At 42.7% G+C, this 19,669-nt stretch carries 19 protein-coding genes; 13 read left to right on the top strand and 6 right to left on the bottom strand.

Annotated elements, in window-relative coordinates; all coding sequences use genetic code 11:
• Position 1: 1 nt before the first annotated feature.
• The 4 genes from GSF04_RS14490 (at position 2) to GSF04_RS14475 (ending at position 3,735) form a co-directional block, all read left to right on the top strand.
• Positions 2-787: an ATP-binding cassette domain-containing protein gene (locus GSF04_RS14490; protein WP_010604694.1), complete on the top strand. Its 786-nt coding sequence runs from the start codon at positions 2-4 to the stop codon at positions 785-787.
• On the top strand, positions 780-1,988 hold the full coding sequence (locus GSF04_RS14485; RefSeq protein ID WP_069020689.1) for an ABC transporter permease: 1,209 nt from the start codon (positions 780-782) through the stop codon (positions 1,986-1,988). The genes GSF04_RS14490 and GSF04_RS14485 overlap by 8 nt, the downstream gene beginning before the upstream one ends.
• Positions 1,989-2,143: 155 nt before the next feature.
• On the top strand, positions 2,144-3,292 hold the full coding sequence (locus tag GSF04_RS14480; protein ID WP_211857605.1) for a hypothetical protein: 1,149 nt from the start codon (positions 2,144-2,146) through the stop codon (positions 3,290-3,292).
• 149 nt (positions 3,293-3,441) lie between these two features.
• Positions 3,442-3,735, top strand: coding sequence for a hypothetical protein (locus GSF04_RS14475; protein WP_211857603.1), 294 nt, complete (start codon positions 3,442-3,444; stop codon positions 3,733-3,735).
• A 22-nt stretch (positions 3,736-3,757) separates the two neighbouring features.
• On the opposite strand, the gene GSF04_RS14470 is transcribed toward GSF04_RS14475, so the two are convergent.
• The 3 genes from GSF04_RS14470 to tsaA all read right to left on the bottom strand — a co-directional run bounded on the left by GSF04_RS14470 (position 3,758) and on the right by tsaA (position 7,255).
• Positions 3,758-4,558: a UDP-2,3-diacylglucosamine diphosphatase gene (locus tag GSF04_RS14470; RefSeq protein ID WP_102056759.1), complete on the bottom strand. Its 801-nt coding sequence runs from the start codon at positions 4,556-4,558 to the stop codon at positions 3,758-3,760.
• A gap of 130 nt (positions 4,559-4,688) precedes the next feature.
• On the bottom strand, positions 4,689-6,416 hold the full coding sequence (locus GSF04_RS14465) for a proline--tRNA ligase (protein WP_211857601.1): 1,728 nt from the start codon (positions 6,414-6,416) through the stop codon (positions 4,689-4,691).
• 131 nt (positions 6,417-6,547) lie between these two features.
• Positions 6,548-7,255 (bottom strand): tRNA (N6-threonylcarbamoyladenosine(37)-N6)-methyltransferase TrmO, encoded by a 708-nt coding sequence (gene tsaA, locus GSF04_RS14460; RefSeq protein WP_211857599.1) that lies wholly within the window; start codon positions 7,253-7,255, stop codon positions 6,548-6,550.
• Between the two features lie 156 nt (positions 7,256-7,411).
• On the opposite strand from tsaA, the gene GSF04_RS14455 reads away from it, so the two are divergent.
• The 3 genes from GSF04_RS14455 (at position 7,412) to GSF04_RS14445 (ending at position 9,193) form a co-directional block, all read left to right on the top strand.
• On the top strand, positions 7,412-7,588 hold the full coding sequence (locus GSF04_RS14455; RefSeq protein ID WP_211857598.1) for a hypothetical protein: 177 nt from the start codon (positions 7,412-7,414) through the stop codon (positions 7,586-7,588).
• Positions 7,589-7,593: 5 nt separating this feature from the next.
• Positions 7,594-7,881, top strand: coding sequence for a hypothetical protein (locus GSF04_RS14450; RefSeq protein WP_211857597.1), 288 nt, complete (start codon positions 7,594-7,596; stop codon positions 7,879-7,881).
• A 262-nt stretch (positions 7,882-8,143) separates the two neighbouring features.
• On the top strand, positions 8,144-9,193 hold the full coding sequence (locus GSF04_RS14445; RefSeq protein ID WP_211857596.1) for an energy transducer TonB: 1,050 nt from the start codon (positions 8,144-8,146) through the stop codon (positions 9,191-9,193).
• Positions 9,194-9,234: 41 nt separating this feature from the next.
• Here the strand turns inward: GSF04_RS14445 and GSF04_RS14440 are convergent, their stop codons facing one another.
• Both GSF04_RS14440 and GSF04_RS14435 read right to left on the bottom strand, forming a co-directional pair.
• Positions 9,235-9,714 (bottom strand): acyl-CoA thioesterase, encoded by a 480-nt coding sequence (locus GSF04_RS14440; protein ID WP_211857595.1) that lies wholly within the window; start codon positions 9,712-9,714, stop codon positions 9,235-9,237.
• Positions 9,715-9,798: 84 nt separating this feature from the next.
• Positions 9,799-11,448: an electron transfer flavoprotein-ubiquinone oxidoreductase gene (locus tag GSF04_RS14435; protein WP_211857594.1), complete on the bottom strand. Its 1,650-nt coding sequence runs from the start codon at positions 11,446-11,448 to the stop codon at positions 9,799-9,801.
• 176 nt (positions 11,449-11,624) lie between these two features.
• Here GSF04_RS14435 and GSF04_RS14430 point away from each other — a divergent pair, with 176 nt between their 5' ends.
• From GSF04_RS14430 to GSF04_RS14415, 4 genes are all read left to right on the top strand, one after another.
• A complete protein-coding gene (locus GSF04_RS14430) occupies positions 11,625-12,377 on the top strand; it encodes an electron transfer flavoprotein subunit beta/FixA family protein (RefSeq protein WP_211857593.1) in 753 nt (250 codons plus the stop codon).
• Entirely contained in the window at positions 12,374-13,300 is a 927-nt protein-coding gene (locus GSF04_RS14425) for an FAD-binding protein (RefSeq protein ID WP_045990058.1), read from the top strand. The genes GSF04_RS14430 and GSF04_RS14425 overlap by 4 nt, the downstream gene beginning before the upstream one ends.
• Before the next feature lie 100 nt (positions 13,301-13,400).
• Entirely contained in the window at positions 13,401-13,808 is a 408-nt protein-coding gene (fos, locus tag GSF04_RS14420; RefSeq protein WP_211857591.1) for a fosfomycin resistance glutathione transferase, read from the top strand.
• A gap of 92 nt (positions 13,809-13,900) precedes the next feature.
• Positions 13,901-14,755 (top strand): pirin family protein, encoded by an 855-nt coding sequence (locus GSF04_RS14415; protein WP_211857589.1) that lies wholly within the window; start codon positions 13,901-13,903, stop codon positions 14,753-14,755.
• Positions 14,756-14,799: 44 nt separating this feature from the next.
• On the opposite strand, the gene GSF04_RS14410 is transcribed toward GSF04_RS14415, so the two are convergent.
• Positions 14,800-15,870 carry a DUF3083 family protein gene (locus GSF04_RS14410; RefSeq protein WP_211857587.1) on the bottom strand — a complete coding sequence of 357 codons (1,071 nt, stop codon included), beginning with the start codon at positions 15,868-15,870 and terminating at the stop codon, positions 14,800-14,802.
• A gap of 248 nt (positions 15,871-16,118) precedes the next feature.
• Here GSF04_RS14410 and glnS point away from each other — a divergent pair, with 248 nt between their 5' ends.
• Together glnS and GSF04_RS14400 are read left to right on the top strand one after the other, a co-directional pair.
• Entirely contained in the window at positions 16,119-17,783 is a 1,665-nt protein-coding gene (gene glnS / locus GSF04_RS14405; protein ID WP_211857585.1) for a glutamine--tRNA ligase, read from the top strand.
• Between the two features lie 56 nt (positions 17,784-17,839).
• On the top strand, positions 17,840-19,666 hold the full coding sequence (locus GSF04_RS14400; protein ID WP_211857583.1) for a serine/threonine protein kinase: 1,827 nt from the start codon (positions 17,840-17,842) through the stop codon (positions 19,664-19,666).
• Positions 19,667-19,669: the final 3 nt, after the last annotated feature.

Raw genomic sequence — 19,669 nt, 5'->3', positions numbered from 1 at the left:
CATGATAGCTATCAATGGATTAAAAAAACGCTTCGCCCTGACTCGCGAACACAAAAAGAAAAAAAGTCAGACGGATCCTCGCGAGCGTGATGGTTTTTTTCACAGTGTAGAAGAGGTTAACTTGCACTGTGGGCAAGGTGAAGTACTTGGATTGCTCGGCCCCAATGGGGCGGGAAAAACCACCACTTTGCGTATGCTCTCAACTGCACTGACGCCGGATGCCGGTACTATCTTAGTGGATGGTCAGGATATTGTGAAAAAGCCTGTTGTTGCACGCAAAGCCATCGGTTTTTTATCAGGGTCAACAGGGTTATATGGACGTCTAACCGCCAAAGAAAATGTTGAATATTTTGCACGACTTCATGGTTTAAAAGGAAAAGCATTAAAAGCGAAATGCGATGAGCTGTTTCAGCGCTTAGAGATGGAGACCTTTCTAGATAAAAGGGCTGAACACCTATCGACCGGTATGAAACAAAAGACCAATATAGCAAGGGCGGTGGTACATAGCCCTAAAGTCGTGGTACTAGATGAGCCTACGACTGGCCTTGATATTATGACCACACAAACAGTTATCTCTTTTATTCGCGACCTCAAAGCACGTGGTACACCCGTTATATTTTCTACCCATCACTTAGATGAAGTCGCGTTATTGTGCGATAGGGTGTCTGTTATCGATAAAGGGATCACCTGTTTTGATGGCAGTTTGGCTGAGTTTAAAGCAAAGGGGCAAAGTGAAGAGCTAAATCAGGCATTTTTAAATTTGTTAACGGGAGCACAGCATGTTTGAGGTATTTTTAAAAGAAATTAGAGAGCTGCTGCGCGACCGCAAAACACTGTTTTTTGTGATTGCACTACCGATGTTGGTATTTCCCGTGGTTATGGCTTTAGTCGGCTTTATGGCTTCACAAGCCGCCATGGAAGCAAAGCAAGAAGTCCATACGTATTACATCGTAAATGAAGCTTATGCTGAAAAGTTCTCTGAGCAGGTTTTTTATCATAAAAGTTTTAAGAAATATGCTGGTGAGCTCAAGCTTGATAGCGTCGAAGCGCTGAGTGATGCGGTACGAAGAGGAGTGATCGATGTTGGGGTTTTTATTCCATCCGATCCGGTTGAAAATCTAGAGTCTGGCGTAAAAAGTGAATGGAAAATCGTGTTTAACGATGCGCAATCTATCAACTTTATTTATGACCGTTTGTCTAAACTTGCTAAGAAGTTTTCTGATGAACTCAGAGCGGCGAAGTTAACCTCACTGGGGTTGTCGCAAGCGGAGCAAGTGGCAGTGCTCCAGCCTATATCGATTACTAAAGTGGATACTGCTGACAAACGCGAAAATTTAGGCGAAAAGTTAGGTGCTTTTATCCCTTACATGTTAATTCCGTTGGTATTGATGGGGGCAAGCTATCCAGCTATTGATTTAGGCGCTGGAGAGAAAGAGCGTGGCACCTTAGAGACGCTGTTATTAACACCAATCTCACGCACAGAGCTGGTGTTAGGTAAATTTTTAACCGTATTGAGCAGTTCAATATTCTGTGCGCTTATCACGGTTTCCAGTATGGCACTGTGGATAGGAATTGCCAGTAGCTTTGTCGAGCTAGACGTGATTAAAAACGCCTTCTCGTCGGTTGCATTATTAGACTTTGTGTTGATTTTTGCGTTGTTGCTTCCTGTTGCAGTGATGCTTTCGTCGCTAACACTTGCCATCTCAATTTACGCCAGAACCTTTAAAGAAGCACAAAACTACATGGGGCCACTTAGCATGGGGATCTTCATTCCCATTGTGATGTCTTTAATGCCAAATATGGAGTTAACCGCTAAAACTGCATTGATCCCAATTACCAATGTGGCATTAGCGATTAAAGAAATCATCAAAGGCACAGTTGATTATGGTTACGTCGCATTAATTTTTGGCGCTTCTGCCGTTTTAGCGGCAGGGTTACTCGTATGCTGCGTTAAATGGTTTAATAAAGAAACCGTTTTGTTTAGGTAAAGCTTCAGTTAGGTGTGAGTCATTGAGAATTATGGCGTTTTTCTGTACGATAAACGCCTTGTTCAGCGTTTAACTTTTTGTAATTTAGTCTTCTACCTGTTTAGGTAGCTTGTGCAAGTAGTAGGTTTCAATATTAGTCACTCAAGGAATGTAGGATGACATCAACCACGGTACTTAAGTCAGTCAGTGAATCAGTTACTAACGGCATTGCCATTTTATTCTTGTTATCGTCGGTTTTTCACTTAGTCGGGTCAAGCTTTTTGGAAGCTCTGATCTACTTAGTGATTTCTTTGTTACTATTTTCATACCGTAATCGATTGATGTTTGACCCTGCACAAAAGCAGTTTGTTATCACTAAACAACTATCGTTATTGAATGTAAGTGTTTGGCGAATAGACGAGTGTGTGATACCGCTTGCTACTGTGACTGATGTATCTTCGGGTGGAAACAAGCAACTCAATTATATTGGTATAAGTTATCTATCAGAAAGTGAGGAGCCTGCGGTCTATTCATTTTCGTGTTTGCGGCAAGCTGATAAACTCACCGCGCTTTTGTCTGCATCAGGTCTTGACCATAACGTTCAACCGACGGCAGATGCGGATGCAGATAGAAGATCAGCTACGCGCTCAACTCCAACTAGCCTTGCAAGATTATTTCCTTTATTTATGAATCGCAATCGCGATATTGAAGCACGATTCTCCGTGTTACGATGTGCACTACCGACGCCTAAGCATAAGCTGCATATAGTTTGGATGGTGGTAGGGGCTTTTGGTCTAATGACCTGCTTTATTCTTTACTCGTCACAAAATTACATTGCTGGTTTAGTATTTTTGGTGCTCACGTATTTGAGCTATTGGTTGACGTCTTTACTCATCAGTAATAAACACTATTTTGTTTACCAATCGCCCTGTAACCAAATTAAGGTTGAGGAAAATAGTTTGCTGCTACCTGCGTTACTGTTTACAGATAAACAAGCACGAGAGGTAAAAAAGGATGAAGTTAACGATATTAAGGTTCACTGGAATACGTTTACAGTTAGCGAATTGGATAGGTTAACCGCGTCGACTCGTCGTAATCATATTGTTGATTTGGTCTTTGATACTGAGTATGGCGCAACGGTTTCACTCTCTGGTATGAGCGTAGAAGCTGAGCCACTCTTACTTGCGTTAACGCATTGGCAATATCCTTTGTCTATTGAGCGTACGGATAAAGCGGTGTTCCCAATGGTGAGGCACTTTCAATATGGCATTCTAGTGTTTATTTTGGGTATAATTGTCTGGGCAATGACTACATTTGTGATATAACGCACCTGACGAAAAGCGGAGATTGTTTTTATAAAACGTCTTTTTAAGTGATAAAGCTTGGGTAATTCCCCATTTTGGGCAACAAGTATTGTTAACCAACGGCGATTGTTTATTTCGAATATAACTTCGCTAAACATAAGTGAAAGCATATGAAGAAAAATCAGGATTGTCCTCAGGCGCTGTTTGAGGATATGCCGCGAAAGGAAGCGATACTAAAAGAGTTTAATTCGCTGAGGCCTAATAATAAGCGACGATTCTACCAGATCATCGGTATGCTAACGGCAGTCGTATTTTTAATTTATCGCTACCCAGAAATTATTGAACAACCCGTTTTATACATCTTTTTGATTTTAATGATGAGCTTAAGCGCAGAGGCACACGTGCAAAACAAGCGTATCAATAAACGCATCGATTTACTGCATAAGCTATTAAAAGAAGAGTGACCGAAAGAACTAAAGCCGCTAATTAAGCGGCTTCAACATTATCGGTTTTAACATTGTCAATTTCAACTACGTTGAGGACAGATTGTACATCTGACCAATGCAGCAATTCGATACGACCTTCTTGGTTTTCAACCAATGCCGTGCAGTTTTCTATCCAATCACCATCGTTGCAGTACACAATACCATCTACGACACGGATCTCTGGTTGGTGGATATGCCCGCAGATAATACCGTCGACACCTTGCTTCTTCGCTTCATGAATTGCTGCATTCTCGAATGCGGCAATGGCCTCTCTGGCTTTATGCACGCGTTTTTTCAGCCAAGATGCAAGCGACCAATAATGACCACCATATAAACGTCGTACGCGATTGGTCCAGCGATTTAAGAAGAGTAGAAAATCATAAGCGGCATCCCCAATGATACTGATTAGTTTGTTGTATCTTGTTGCCGAGTCAAAATCATCACCGTGTAGTAATAAAAACCGCTTACCTGCTGAAGTGGTATGAATAAAGGTTTTATGCACTTCGACTTTAAAAAGCGTTTGTCCAACGTAGTTTCTGAAGGTTTCGTCGTGATTACCCGGTATGTAGATAACGCGTGTACCAGATCTCGCTTTTTTCTGTATGCATTCTAATACCTGGTAGTGGGATGGATCCCAAAAAAACTGGCGTTTCATTGACCATAGATCAACGATATCACCAACCAGATAGAGTACATCACATTCAGTTTTGTTGAGAAAATCTAGCAAGAACTTCGCTTTACAGTCCTTGTAGCCCAAGTGTACGTCTGAGATCCAAATACTCGGATAGTATGTTGTTTTCATGGCTTGGCTCTTTAGCGTAATAATGACAATGCTAAGAGGCAAAGATGACAGTGGCGGGGCAGTTAGGAGAAGCTAATATGACAAAAGAGCATACATCTGTATGCTCTTTTATTATACAATTTACGTAGGCTTATTTGCTTTTAATTGCATTAACGATTGTTTCAACCGCAGATCCAATATCCAGCATCAGTTTTTCGCCAGTTTGACGATTTTTCAGCTCAACCTTATTTTCATCAAGGTTACGCTCGCCAATCACTAGGGTGTATGGAATACCGATAAGTTCCATATCGTTAAACATAACGCCCGGACGCTCTTTACGGTCGTCGAATAACACATCAATTCCCGCATTTTGTAGATCTGCATAGAACTTTTCTGCGATCTCTGGAATACGGTGAGACTTATGCATATTCATTGGCACGATTGCCAACTCAAATGGCGCAATAGCAACAGGCCATTTGATACCATAATCATCGTTATTTTGCTCAATTGCAGCGGCAACGATACGAGAAACGCCAATACCATAACAACCCATGGTTAATGTTTGGTTTTTCCCTTCTTCGCCAAGTACACCAGCTTTCATTGCTTCAGAGTACTTAGTACCAAGTTGAAACACGTGACCTACTTCGATACCACGTTTGATAAGGATTTTACCTTTACCACAAGGGCTTGGATCGCCTTCAACCACGTTACGGATATCTTCAACAGTATAAGCGCTTACGTCTCTGTCCCAGTTGATCCCACTGTAGTGAATACCATCTTTGTTTGCACCAGCAACAAAATCAGCCATGATAGCTGCGCTGCGATCGACAATAATAGGCATTGAAAGACCAACAGGCCCCAAAGAGCCTGGTTTTGCACCAATAGTGTTAACAATGTCTTCTTCGCTCGCCATCTCTAGCGGTGAATCCACTAGTGCTAATTTTTCAGCTTTCAGCTCATTTAAGTCATGATCGCCACGAACGATAAGTGCGACTAGGCCGCGTTTACCATCTTCGTCTGGTGCACCATACACGATGAGTGTTTTCACACCACGGTGTGGTTTAACGCCATGTTTTGCTTTTAGTTCAGCGATGGTGAAAGCTTCTGGTGTGTCAAATGTATTAAGCTCTTTACTTGGCGCTGGGCGAGCTTCAGTTGGTGCAAGCGCTTCTGCCTTTTCAATGTTTGCAGCGTAGTTACTTTCATCACTGAATGCGATTGCATCTTCACCAGACTCTGCAAGTACATGGAACTCATGCGATAGGTTGCCGCCAATTGAACCACTGTCAGCAATAACTGGACGGTAGTCAACGCCTAAACGATCAAAAATGTTACAGTAAGCTTGGAACATCTTGTGATACGTTTTTTCAAGACACTCGTCAGTCATGTGGAATGAATAGGCATCTTTCATGGTGAATTCTCGCGCGCGCATCACACCAAAACGTGGACGAACTTCGTCACGTACTTTCGTACTGACTTGATAAAGTGTGATCGGCAGTTGCTTATAGCTGTTGATTTCGCGACGTACAAGATCAGTGATCACTTCTTCATGCGTTGGACCAAGTGCAAATGGACGGCCATGACGGTCATTAATACGAAGTAGTTCAGGACCAAACTGTTCCCAACGGCCTGACTCTTCCCATAGCTCTGCAGGCTGGATCACTGGCATTAGCAGCTCAATCGCTCCCGCTTTGTCCATTTCTTCACGGACAATTCTCTCTACTTTGCGGAAAACTTTTAGGCCTGATGGTAGCCAAGTATAAAGACCTGAAGCCAATTTACGGATCATACCCGCTCTAAGCATTAGCTGGTGGCTTACCACCTCTGCATCAGACGGCGTCTCTTTTAGAGTCGCTAATATATATTCACTCGTACGCATTCTTATTCCAGTATAAGTTACTTATTGTTCTCTTATTGGCGGCTATTCTAGCAGTGCAGTAGCCGCTTAAAAAGCTTTAATACCTAAACATCTTCATAATTTATAAGTTTATTGGCAAACCGCTGAGTTTGCTATTTTGCTAACGAAATTTCAGTGACATGGTTATGCTCACCATCTACTGTCCAGCGGATATTAAAATCATACAAACTCATACCATAGTCCTGCTGTGATGTGCGTTTCTTTTTATAAGCTGGACGAGGATCTTGCTTCAGTACATTGGTAATGAATTGCTGAAGTTCAGGATAGTTTTTCTGTTTTTCGATAAAGATGATGGCTTTGTCTGAGAAACTAACAGACATCTGTGTTTCTGGCCGAGTATCAGCAAAGCCAGCTGTGGCATCCACCAGAGCATCTGAATAGGGGAGATACGGTTTAATATCAATGATTGGTGTACCGTCCAATAAATCTACGCCAGAGAGCAACAGATCCAGCTGACCATTTTTATATTCTACGCCCTCGAGCTTTACTGCACTCATGCCAATCCCGTTGGGCCGAAAAGTCGCTCTAGTCGCAAACACGCCTTTACGTTCATTGCCACCGAGTCTCGGCGGGCGTACAAGCGCAGAGTAGCCCTTATCAGCGGTTTCATGAAAACGAAACAACAACCAAATATGCGTGAACGCTTCAATACCACGAACAAATTCTTCGCGGTTGAATTCACCAACAAATCTAAGCTTGGCTTTTGCCTCTGGGACAAGCCTTGGTTGTCTCGGGATAGCGAACTTCTGTTTATAAGGAGATTGGATAAAGCCGATGGGCTCGATAGTGATTTGTTCCACTATGGTCTCTGTTTTAATTAAGATGAGCGAAGTTTACTATTGATCCTGACTTTCACAAAATCCTGCTCGTAATTAGCCCTGTAATGTCATGTAATTCATTTATTCAGATTTTTCGCATAACCTTGTAAATAATGGAATATTGATGGAAGTCGCAACATGAATCGATATACTTTTTCGCCCCAAAATAGCTTACGTTCGAGTTTACGCACAGATAACGAACAAATTATTGGTACTAGAGCATACGAATACAAGCAATTGGTCGAAGACATAAAACCAATTCAAGGCTTACGAGAAAAATTACAAGCATTTAATCGCCTGAAACGAGGTGAGTAAAAACAATGGAGTTTCATAGAAAGGTTGACCAAAGCTGCCAAGAAGCGCTCTGCAAATCTTCTCCTCTAAAGCCTATTTTGATCCGCGCGATATCGGAGCGCAGAGCAACGTTGCAAGCAATAATAAATGATTTAACAGAAGGAGCGGTAAGTCCAACTAAAATGGATGTACTGCTCAGTCAAGAAGCGGAAAAAGTAAGCTTACAATTATTAAAGGAAGGCAACTTAAGCAAACGCGACGCGCTCGCTGCAAGTGAAAAAGCCATATTTACACTAGCAAGAAATTTGCTTTAGCGCGATTTAACTAGCCAAATCCATTGCCAATATTCCCGAATGATTTTGTATCTTTAGTTCCAGTTTTCATAGGCTCTACAGCCATTACATTATCTAGCTTCCATTAAAGTGCAGGACCAGCAAGGCACGCGTTTTTCAAAGGACGTACGGCTCTTATCTGAGCTAAATTGTAAATAAAAACAAGGTCCCCGTTTTAGGGTCGTTGTCGCGAATATAAAGTCTGTGCTATATTTTAGCTGCTATCAATAACGGACAATTTGATATGGAAAATTTTATTAAATCTACTTTAATGACCTCAGTTCTATTCGCTTCACTCACAACAGACGCATTTGCGCAAAGCGAGCCAAACTTACATTTATCTACAATCGTAAATGCATCGGCTGTTGAAAGAGTTGCTCCTCAGTATCCACGTAATGTTGCGTTAGTCGGCGGGGAAGGCTGGGTTACGCTGAGCTATATCATCAATGAGGATGGTTCAGTGGCGTCTCCGATAGTGGAGGATTCATCTGGACAGAAAGGCTTCGAACGCGCTGCACTGCGAGCAATCAAACGTTGGCAATATTCTCCAGCAACAAAAGATGGTAAGCCGATTAAGCAGTGCAAAAACAGTGTGATGTTTTCATTTAATATGTCAGATGCGGAAGAAGGAGCATCTCGAGGTTTTGTGAGAAGTTATCGCAACATCAATAACCTCCTTGATGAAAGTAAGCTAGTAGAAGCTAAAGAACATATTGATAAACTGGCAAAAAAAGGTCGTTGGAATCGATATGAAGAAGCGTTTTTTAACTTAGTAAAAGCGCGATACTTTCAACTAACAGCTGAAACTAGACAAGAACTTGAGGCGCATAAAGGGATCATCTGGCACGGCAAGGATATCGTTAAACCTGAACTCTACTCCAACGCACTTATCAATGCAATTAAGCTCCAAACCCAGCTGCAGGAATATAAAGGAGCGCTGAAAAACCATAAAAAACTAATGGAATTAGATGGACAAGACACTTACAAGTCGGCAGTTCAACCTGTCATAGATGAAATCGTTGCTTTAATAGCAGATAAGAGCAAGATGCTTGTTATAGCCGCTGAAATCAAAAATGATGATGTCTGGACGCACGCATTGGTCAGACCAAATTTCGCTATCACTGAGGTTTCAGGCGCACTTCATACCCTTGAAGTAAGATGTGATAACCAGTTTTCACAATTTAAATTTGCTGAAAATATGCAGTGGAATATACCGAAAAGTTGGGGTGAGTGTAATGTCTTGGTTTTTGGTGAGCCGAATAGCTCCTTTAAACTGATAGAAGTTCAATCGTAGCTGAACTTCTACACTTCAATTTTTGTTATCAGACTTTTATGTTATTTACTATCGGACAAGGTTTCTTCTAATAGCGATTCAGTCTGGATCGCTATTTCCTTCATTTTCATCGCATAGGCTTCTAATTTTTTCTCCTCTTCGGTTTTCGCTTTAAACTGCGGAATTTGAATTGGATACCCAGCCTGGTCCATAGCGATAAAGCTGATAATACAGTGATTGGTTTCGACAAGTCGCTGCGTTTTTGGATCGCCACAGCGCACCTGAATAAAAATCTGCATGCTGGTGTTCCCGGTATGGGCAATGCGCGCGGAAACTTCAACAATCTGACCCACAAGAATCGGGCGGTGGAAGCGCATGCCCGCTACTGAAACGGTAACGCAGTAGCTACCGCTCCAACCCGCGGCGCAAGCATATCCAGCTTGATCAATCCATTTCATGACCATACCACCGTGTACTTTACCGCCAAAGTTGACGTCGGTGGGCTCTGCTAAAAATCGAAAGGTGACGGATTGTTGTGGCATAGGCTCAGCTCTATTTTTAAAAATATACGCTAAGTATAGGAAAGAAAGGGGCATTTCGCCCCCGCAATTTAGGATTTATTGGTATTACATGTTTGGATAGTTTGGACCACCGGCACCCTCTGGTGTGACCCAGGTTATATTTTGGCTCGGATCTTTAATATCGCAGGTTTTGCAATGAATACAGTTTTGCGAATTGATAACAAACTGCTTCTCACCTTGCTCGTTTTCGTTTACTTCATACACGCCTGCGGGGCAGTAGCGCTGTGCAGGCTCATCAAACTTAGCTAAATTGACTTTGATTGGTATATCAGAATCTTTTAACTGTAAATGACATGGTTGCACTTCTTCATGATTGGTATTCGATAAAAATACGGAAGAAAGTTTGTCAAAACTTAATTTACCATCCGGCTTTGGGTAACTTATAGTTTGCGATTCAGATGCAAGCTTAAGCTGTGCGTGATCCTGATGTTCGTCCTTAATAGTAAATGGTAGCGAACCTGAGAAAATGTTTTGGTCAATCATATTGTAGGCACCACCCATAATACGACCTAACTTATGCATTGCTGGACCAAAGTTACGAGATTGATAAAGCTCATCATAAAGCCAACTTGCCTTAAATTTGTCGGCAAAGCTTACCAAGTCTGACGGAACGCTTTCTTGACCGAGTGCCTCAATGATGGCATCGGCTGCAAGCATACCGGACTTCATTGCTGTATGGTTGCCTTTAATTTTGGCAAAGTTGAGGGTACCTGCGTCACAGCCAATCAGTAAACCACCTGGGAAATGCATTTTAGGTAGGCTGTGAAAGCCACCTTTGGCGATTGCGCGAGCACCATAGGCAATGCGCTCACCACCTTCCAGTACACTCGCAAAGGTGTGGTGATGCTTCATACGCTGAAATTCATCAAATGGACTTAGGTGTGGATTAGTGTAATTTAAGTCGATGATTAACCCGACAACGACTTGATTGTTTTCAGCATGATACATAAATGAACCGCCATGGGTATCATTGTCGAGTGGCCAACCTGTGCCGTGTACAACAAGACCTTCTTTATGCTTGCTTGGGTCTACTTGCCAAATTTCCTTAAAGCCGATCCCATAGTGTTGAGGGGAAGCGTCTTTATCTAGTTTAAATTCAGCTATAAGTTGTTTGCCTAAGTGGCCACGGCAACCTTCAGCAAATACGGTATATTTCGCTCTAAGTTCCATTCCAGGCATATAGCTGTCTTTAGGCTGGCCATCTCTATCTAGGCCCATATCACCGGTAATAATACCTTTAACTTGTTGCTCTTCAACAATTAGAGAGTGGGCGCTAAAGCCTGGGAAAATTTCAACGCCAAGTTGCTCTGCTTGTTCAGCGAGCCAACGGCAAACATTCCCCATGGAAACAATATAGTTGCCGTCATTTTTAAATGTTTTTGGTACCACTAGATGAGGCAGTTTGGTGGCATTGGTTTCATTTTTGAATAAATAAATGTCGTCAGCCGTCACTTTCGTTGTTACGGGAGCGCCCTTTGCAGCCCAATCAGGGATAAGTTCGTCTAGTGCTTTGGTTTCAAATACTGCACCCGACAAGATATGTGCACCTACTTCTGAGCCTTTTTCGACTACACAGATCATTAATTCTTGTTGTTTTTCTTGAGCCTGTTGAGCGAGTCGGATAGCGCAAGACAGGCCCGCAGGACCTGCACCAACTATCACAACATCAAACTCCATGGTTTCACGTTCGACCATTATTAACCTCACACTATTTGACGGTAGATTAACTAAAGAGAGGCTTTAGTTTGATTTTCGTTAAACTAAGGTTATTTGAGGTTGACGTTTACGTCAACAGGAAGTAGTCTGAAACCAATAAAATAATTTGTTGACGTAGACGTCAGCTTAGAGAATAACCAGATGATGGAGTAACCATGAAAGTACTTGTGCCAATCAAACGCGTGATTGATTACAACGTAAAGGCAAGAGTCAAATCTGACAACAGTGATGTTGATTTGAGCAATGTTAAAATGGCGATCAACCCATTTTGTGAAATCGCAGTAGAAGAGGCGGTTCGTTTGAAAGAAGCGGGTACCGCAACGGAAGTTATTGCCGTATCAATTGGCGATAAAGCTTGCCAAGAGCAATTGAGAACGGCGCTTGCACTAGGTGCAGATAAAGCGATCCACATTGAAACAGACGCAAAACTTGAATCTCTACACATTGCAAAACTACTGGCTAAGGTAGTGGAACAAGAAAGTCCGGAACTGGTCATTCTAGGTAAACAGTCTATCGATTCTGATAATAACCAAACAGGACAAATGCTAGCGGCGTTAACTAAGCGTGCTCAGGGCACTTTTGCCTCTAAAGTTGTAGTTGAAGGCGATAAAGTGCAAGTGACGCGTGAAGTTGATGGCGGTTTGCAAACGGTATCGCTATCACTTCCAGCTGTCGTGACAACAGACTTGCGTTTAAATGAACCTCGTTATGCTTCATTGCCAAATATCATGAAAGCTAAGCGTAAACCACTAGACGTAATCGCTGCGGATTCGTTAGGCGTTGATTTAGCTCCTCGTATTGAATTGGTGAAAGTTGAAGAGCCAGCTAAGCGCTCTGGTGGCGTGATGGTTGAGAGCATTGAAGAGTTAGTAAACAAGTTAAAAACAGAAGCAAAGGTGATCTCATGAGCGTATTAGTTATTGCTGAGCATGAAAATGGTGTATTGAAACCTGAAACCGCTAAGGTGGTTGCTGCTGCAACAAAAATCGCAAGCGACATTACCGTATTAGTTGCAGGTCACAACATTGCTGAGGCTGCCAATCACTCTGCACAGATCGCTGGCGTACAAAAGGTGGTTGCTGTTGACGATGCTTCATTCGAACATCAATTGGCAGAAAACACATCTGAGCTAGTTGTTGAATTAGCAAGTGACTTTTCACACATTTTGTTTTCAGCGTCTACCACAGGTAAAAATATCGCGCCACGTGTCGCGGCGTTACTCGACAAATCACAGATCTCAGAAATTATCGATGTGATTGATGCAGACACCTTTAAGCGTCCAATTTATGCGGGTAATGCAATTGCGACTGTAAAATCATTAGACTCACAAAAAGTTATCACTGTGCGTGGATCCGCATTTGATGCCGTAGAGACTCAAGCAGCATGTGACATTGAGGATCGCTCGCAAAGTATTGCCTCTCAAGTGAGTGAGTTTGTGAGCATTGAACAAACTGAATCTGAGCGCCCTGAATTAACTGCCGCACCGGTTGTTATTTCAGGTGGCCGTGGTATGCAAAACGGTGAAAACTTTGCCTTGCTAAATGGTATTGCTGACAAACTAGGGGCCGCAATTGGTGCATCGCGTGCTGCAGTTGACGCGGGCTTTGTGCCTAACGATATGCAGGTGGGCCAAACCGGTAAGATTGTGGCGCCTAACTTATATATTGCAGTTGGGATCAGCGGCGCTATTCAACATCTTGCAGGTATGAAAGATTCTAAGGTCATTGTCGCTATCAACAAAGACCCAGAAGCGCCCATTTTCCAAGTGGCTGATTATGGCCTTGTTGCGGACCTATTTGATGCGTTACCAGAGCTTGAACAGGCACTGTAACGCTTCTTTTTGTAGCTAGCCTACATCAAGAAAAATAATTCTGGTTGTTAAAGCCGTTGTACCTATGGTCGCGGCTTTTTTCATGTCTAGCGGAGGGAATGTGCTAACCGGCTTAAATCACATCACAATCACAGTGTCTAACCTAAAAACATCACTGGATTTTTACTGCGACTTGCTGGGATGCGAGCTTTGGGTAACTTGGGACAAAGGGGCATATTTAGCGCTTGGTGACGTATGGCTTTGTTTATCTTTAGGAGAGCCATCTCCAAGCTCAGATTACAGTCATATAGCGTTCAATATTGCTGCCGAAGACTTTACAACTTTTTCTAAAACATTATTGGATAATGGAGTCGGCTTATGGCAGCAAAATAGCAGCGAAGGAGACTCGCTCTATATTTATGACCCCGATCACCACAAACTCGAGATCCATAGTGGTAGTTTGCAAAGTCGGTTAAAAAGTTTGCAGCAGCAACCGTATTCAGGCCTCACTTGGTACAAATCGGTGTGATTCTATTTTCTAGAATGCTTGTATCTTTAATTGCGTATTTTACTTCTGGTTACTGAGCTCCATAATAAAACAAAACATGATGGAGCAAAGTAATGGCAATTCAACTAAATGGCAAAGCACATGACATCGGTGGTCTTTCAGTAAACCGCGTACTTCCGCAGCGTGCGAAACGTATGGTAGGTCCTTTTATCTTTTTTGATCAAATGGGCCCCGGTAACTTCAGTGCTGGTGATGGTATTGATGTAAGGCCGCATCCACATATTGGGCTTGCAACTCTCACTTATTTGTTAGATGGTAACTTGCTCCATCGTGACTCTCTTGGTAATCAACTTGAGATCCACCCAGGGGATGTAAATTGGATGGTAGCAGGGAGCGGCATTGTACACTCGGAGAGAGAATCGTTTGAAACCAAAGCGCAATCACATACTATTCATGGTTTGCAATGCTGGGTGGCGTTACCGGAAGAAAATGCTGAAGTTGAACCCAGTTTCTCACATATAAACCGTTTTGACTTGCCTACTAGGCAACTAGAAGGGGTGATGGCTAGGGTCATTATCGGCAGTGCATATGGCTTGCATTCTCCTGTCCCAACATTTTCACCTATGTTTTATGTTGATGTGATGGCAAAAGCTGGCGGACATATTGAAAGGCCTGATCAGACACAAGAAGTTGGCGTATATGTGATTTACGGCGAAGTGGTGGTGTCGAATAAATCATATAGTGCAGGAGCATTTGTATTACTTGAAGACGACGACGCGCAATTACATTTCAATGAGAATAGCAGAGTGGTATTGCTCGGCGGAGAGGCGTTTAAAAAAATCCCTTATATTGATTGGAACTTTGTTTCTTTTAGTAAATCCCGTATTGAACAAGCGAAGCAAGATTGGCGTGAGGGTAGGTTCGATATGATCCCCGGTGATAAATTGGAGCATATTCCTTTGCCTTAGGGTGACAAAAGTACACCCTAATAGAACATGCTCCCTTTTATCTATTAATAGTCGTAACTAATATGCTGGAAGAAGCGTACGTTGACATCTTGCTTTTCAACATTAACAGGAAGTTGCGCAACAAAGCGTTTGATAGCCGTTTCTACGTGATTCATAAAACGACCATAGCCCATGTCTTTTTTGTCTTTGTCATTGGCAACGATCACAAAGCGAATGGTGTCCACTAGGTTTGCTTCGTTAAACAGCGAGTAAATTTGATTGTCACCGGAGCCGGTATCAAAACTCAGCTTTTGTAGCTCTCGGTTAGTATCGGACTTATCGATTTTGGCGCTTCTGATGATAGGCAAACGGCCATCGGCTACCATTGCTACCATATTGAGTTGTTTATCGGCGCAAGAAGACAGAAATGCATCTTCTAGTGTGCGATAGAATTGTCCGTAATCACCAGGGCGCATTTGGCTTTGGAACTCTGTTTTTATTGCACGTGACACTGGAATGTTAAAGGTCGCGTAGGTCATTTCACTATATTCTTCTGGTAGCGTGCAGTTTCTGGCTTGATAACGAGGGTAAAGTGCACGCAACTTATAACCATACGACTCTTTGTCACCTTTCGCTTTGGCAAATAGGTCATAGGTTAAATGTTGATGGTCTCTCACTCTAAACTGAGGTTCTAGCGGAGAAAAGCCTTCTTTAAGTGCATCAAGCACCTTTTTCACTTTGTTGTGGAAGGTCGCTGCATTGGCGCGTAATTCATTTCCCGTGGCTAAAAATAATAAGCGGATTTTACGCGCTTGGTATCCGTCATTGAGATAAGTTTGGTGCGCTTCGTGGAACTTAGGATTATAGAAAAACAAAATCTGCTTTTCTGTTTGCATGGTATAGGCTTCGTCATGGTAACGCACCACCGGCAATTTATCGTTCGCAATTACATGTACATTATGCAGCTCATATTCGTCACACAGTGCGAATAGCTGACGAGACAAACGCTCGTAACACGCGCTGCTGGAGTCAAAACATGCATAGAATGCATCATCCGGTTTAAACTCAGCAAGAATATAGTGATTGTTCCTAGCCTTAGTTGATATATAAACACGATTCAAATTCATTGAAGCCATTACTTTTGTCCTTTCCTCGGTAACGTGACTTAAGCAGTGTTTGTGGTATAAACACTGAGATGGCGCAACTATAGGATGAAGTTGTGACGGAAATATTGCGCTAGAACAAAATTTGTCACAAAAATCTGATGAACATTTAACCAAATGAATAAATCCTGATACAGCGCAGATAATTGCTGTAAGTTCGGCTGAGTTTTTGTAATAATGCCGAGGTTAACTAAGAGCATAATTCAGAGGAAAGATTTCCTATGGCGGAAACTGAAAATCGCCCATCAAACTTTATTCGCAACATTATTGATGCGGATCTTGCCAGTGGCAAACATGCGTCTACGCACACACGTTTTCCACCTGAGCCAAATGGCTTTTTACACATTGGCCATGCTAAATCAATTTGCTTAAATTTTGGTATTGCCCAAGATTATCAAGGTAAGTGTAACTTACGTTTTGACGATACCAACCCAGAAAAAGAAGACATCAACTACGTTAAGTCGATCCAACAAGACGTACAGTGGCTAGGGTTCGAATGGGATGGCGAAATTTGCTATTCATCAAATTACTTTGACAAGCTCTATAGCTACGCAGTTGAGCTAATCGAAAATGGCAAAGCGTACGTTTGCTTCCTGTCGCCCGAGCAGGCGCGTGAATATCGCGGTACGCTTACTGAACCTGGCAAAAATAGTCCTTATCGTGACACTTCACCTGAAGAGAACTTAGCCTTATTCGAAAAAATGAGAAATGGCGAGTTTAAAGAAGGGGAATGTGTTCTTCGTGCTAAGATTGACATGGCAAGCTCATTTATGGTGCTTCGCGACCCTATCATCTATCGTGTACGTTTTGCACACCATCATCAAACCGGTGATAAGTGGTGCATCTATCCGATGTATGACTTTACGCACTGTATTTCCGATGCGCTTGAAGGGATCACGCATTCACTTTGTACATTAGAGTTCCAAGATAACCGCCGTTTGTACGACTGGGTGCTAGATAACATCAGCATCGAGTGTCATCCGCAGCAAATCGAGTTTTCTCGTTTAAATCTTGAATACACGGTGATGTCGAAGCGTAAGCTTAATGACTTGGTTGTTAATAACCATGTTGAAGGATGGGATGACCCGCGCATGCCGACAATTGCAGGCCTTCGTCGTCGTGGTTATACACCAGCTGCAATTCGCGAATTTTGTAAGCGCATTGGCGTAACCAAAATGGACAACATGGTTGAAATGGGCATGCTTGAAGCGTGTATCCGTGACGACTTAAACGAAAATGCACCACGCGCAATGGCGGTACTTGACCCGGTTAAGCTAGTCATTGAAAACTTTGATGCCGATAAAGTTGAAATGCTACAAGCGCCTAATCATCCGACATTAGACATGGGAGAGCGTGAGCTACCGTTTACCCGTGAAGTCTACATTGAACAAGAAGATTTCCGCGTAGAAGCGAACAAAAAGTTCAAACGTTTGGTGCTAGGTAAAGAAGTGCGTCTTCGTAATGCTTATGTGATTAAAGCTGAGCGCATTGAAGAAGACGAAAACGGTAATATTACGACAATCTACTGTAGTTACGACCCTGATACTTTGGGTAAAAACCCAGAAGATGGTCGCAAGGTGAAAGGCGTAATTCACTGGGTATCTGCTTCACATTGTATTGAAGCGCCAGTGCGTCAGTATGACCGCCTATTTACCGTGCCAAACCCAGCGGCTGCTGAAGATTTCACGGAAGTGTTAAACCCAGACTCTTTGGTAACCATTGCAAATGCCAAACTTGAGCCAGCACTTGCAAACGCTAAGCCTGAGCAAGGTTATCAGTTTGAGCGTTTAGGTTACTTCTGTCGTGATAACAAGTCAGAAGCGCTAATATTTAACCAAACTGTTGGTCTACGTGATTCGTGGGCTAAGATAGAACAGCAAGGTTAATACTGAATGAGGTCGGCTAATGTCGACCTTTTTTATTGCTTTTTCTACGTATAATTATGTCTGAAAAATCCATCCAACACTTCTATATCAACGAACAGCAGTCCATCTACTTACTGTCTCATCATGATGCAAAAAAGCACCGTCAATGGCTGAATATCTGTAAAAAACAATTGAGCCAACTTGGTTATAAACATGTTGAGGTAATTGGCTCCGGTGCATTTGGCTTCGTATTTGCTGGTACAAGTGATATGGGGAAAGACTGGGTGTTTAAATTTTCTCGGATCACGCTTGCCCAAAGTGTGCGTGATAGGCTTGAAGATGAAGGCTATATGTTGTCGCAAATCGACAACCCGATGGTGCCAAACTTCTATGCCTTCGAGCGAGTAAAAAAGCAAGGCATTTTAATGATGGAGCGTGCCCCTGGTGAAGACTTAGAAAAGATCTCACTCAAAAAGGGCCGTTTTAAAGCGCATGAGTTGGTGAGCCTCGCGCTAAAACTCAGGAATGTGTTGGTTGATTTGCGTGAGCGTCGCAATGGCATGTCTCCTCAGCCCATTGTTCATGGAGATATTAAGCCATCTAATATCGTATGGGATGAAGCTTCCGATGGTTTCTCTTTGGTTGATTGGGGAAGCTCAGTCTATGCTCAGGTGGACGTGCATGGTGAGCCTATCGCCAGCAATATCATGGATTTGATGTCATCTGATGTAAGTACGACTAACGCTCGGATGGGAGATGTGTACTTTATTGGCGATGAGCAAATGTCGGGTGCACAATCTTCTCCTCGCTTCGATGAACAAGGCGTTGCATCGACGATTTATGCACTGGCTAGTGCACAATCATGTCGTTTTGGTGCTCAGGTCATTCCTGCTAGCGCTTTGGGGCTGCCAAAAGTATTTGCGCAAGTGCTGGATGGCATGCTTAGCAAAGACAAAGCAACGAGGGATAGCGCAGGGGATTACTTTGTTCGTAATATGCCAGCAATGGCAAAAATGTATTTACCGGATTTAACGCTGTCAGAGAAAAAGTCCCGCATTCCTTTTTGGACCTACGAAACCACAGTTAAGCCTGAAACGGTCGTCTATAGCTCACGCAAGCAGTTTTTGCGTCGTGCTGACGATAAACACAATCTAAGAGACGTAAACGACGCGCAATTAGATAGATATTATAAAGAGTTTTTGTTTGATACCGGAGATACCGAGAAAGCCTTTTTGGCCTCAATCAGCAGACTGGCAAAATACCCGGTCGTTGGTGGACTCAGTTTTCACTGGAAAGATGCGCAAGTATTTGTTGAGTCGAGTCTTATTTTACATGATGAAACATTAGGCCTTGCATTTAAAGACGCGTTGAACGCCACTGTAATGATTGCGCAGGGGATCAAACAAAAAGGCTTGTTTAAATGCTGTTTGTTCGACGCGCGACAAACTATTCAATTGACTCGTGACGGCACCGGTGCGTTCCAATTTGACCATCTGCCAGAACTAGAGTTTAGCGTTAGCGATATTTCGAGCAATGAAATTACACGCCCGCATTCATACTTTGAAGACGGCAAAGATCCAGACGAGCAACTGCAGCTGCCCAGGCAGATAATTCAATGCGTGTTCGAGTTAAATCAGATCCACCATACAGGTTGCATCATTTTTGAATCGTTGCAAGATAGGATGAAAATTCATTATTACTACCGGCTACTTGATGCTAATAAAGAGGCGCAATTTAAGGCGCTATTGACTCGGATCATGCAATACGCGGTTAGTATTCAAGATTATGGCGTAGCAGGGTTTATGAAGCTGCCCTATAAAAATACACGTGAGTTTGCTTTATGCGACCGTCAGCCTGACTTTTTCTTTCCCAAAAACCCTAAAACATTTGTTGTTAACACTTAGGTG

Origin of the sequence: Pseudoalteromonas sp. A22, assembly GCF_018141345.1 — a bacterium.
Classification (GTDB): domain Bacteria; phylum Pseudomonadota; class Gammaproteobacteria; order Enterobacterales; family Alteromonadaceae; genus Pseudoalteromonas; species Pseudoalteromonas maricaloris.
This window is presented reverse-complemented; position numbering and strand designations above follow the sequence as displayed.

Coding starts and splice junctions, on each gene's coding strand:
- GSF04_RS14475 (WP_211857603.1), top strand. CDS start 3,442: ATGAAGAAAAATCAGGATTGTCCTCAGGCGCTGTTTGAGGATATGCCG.
- glnS (WP_211857585.1), top strand. CDS start 16,119: ATGGCGGAAACTGAAAATCGCCCATCAAACTTTATTCGCAACATTATT.
- GSF04_RS14410 (WP_211857587.1), bottom strand. CDS start 15,870: ATGGCTTCAATGAATTTGAATCGTGTTTATATATCAACTAAGGCTAGG.
- GSF04_RS14430 (WP_211857593.1), top strand. CDS start 11,625: ATGAAAGTACTTGTGCCAATCAAACGCGTGATTGATTACAACGTAAAG.
- GSF04_RS14445 (WP_211857596.1), top strand. CDS start 8,144: ATGGAAAATTTTATTAAATCTACTTTAATGACCTCAGTTCTATTCGCT.
- GSF04_RS14425 (WP_045990058.1), top strand. CDS start 12,374: ATGAGCGTATTAGTTATTGCTGAGCATGAAAATGGTGTATTGAAACCT.
- GSF04_RS14470 (WP_102056759.1), bottom strand. CDS start 4,558: ATGAAAACAACATACTATCCGAGTATTTGGATCTCAGACGTACACTTG.
- GSF04_RS14440 (WP_211857595.1), bottom strand. CDS start 9,714: ATGCCACAACAATCCGTCACCTTTCGATTTTTAGCAGAGCCCACCGAC.
- GSF04_RS14450 (WP_211857597.1), top strand. CDS start 7,594: ATGGAGTTTCATAGAAAGGTTGACCAAAGCTGCCAAGAAGCGCTCTGC.
- GSF04_RS14465 (WP_211857601.1), bottom strand. CDS start 6,416: ATGCGTACGAGTGAATATATATTAGCGACTCTAAAAGAGACGCCGTCT.
- GSF04_RS14490 (WP_010604694.1), top strand. CDS start 2: ATGATAGCTATCAATGGATTAAAAAAACGCTTCGCCCTGACTCGCGAA.
- GSF04_RS14415 (WP_211857589.1), top strand. CDS start 13,901: ATGGCAATTCAACTAAATGGCAAAGCACATGACATCGGTGGTCTTTCA.
- GSF04_RS14400 (WP_211857583.1), top strand. CDS start 17,840: ATGTCTGAAAAATCCATCCAACACTTCTATATCAACGAACAGCAGTCC.
- GSF04_RS14485 (WP_069020689.1), top strand. CDS start 780: ATGTTTGAGGTATTTTTAAAAGAAATTAGAGAGCTGCTGCGCGACCGC.
- GSF04_RS14455 (WP_211857598.1), top strand. CDS start 7,412: ATGAATCGATATACTTTTTCGCCCCAAAATAGCTTACGTTCGAGTTTA.
- GSF04_RS14435 (WP_211857594.1), bottom strand. CDS start 11,448: ATGGTCGAACGTGAAACCATGGAGTTTGATGTTGTGATAGTTGGTGCA.
- GSF04_RS14480 (WP_211857605.1), top strand. CDS start 2,144: ATGACATCAACCACGGTACTTAAGTCAGTCAGTGAATCAGTTACTAAC.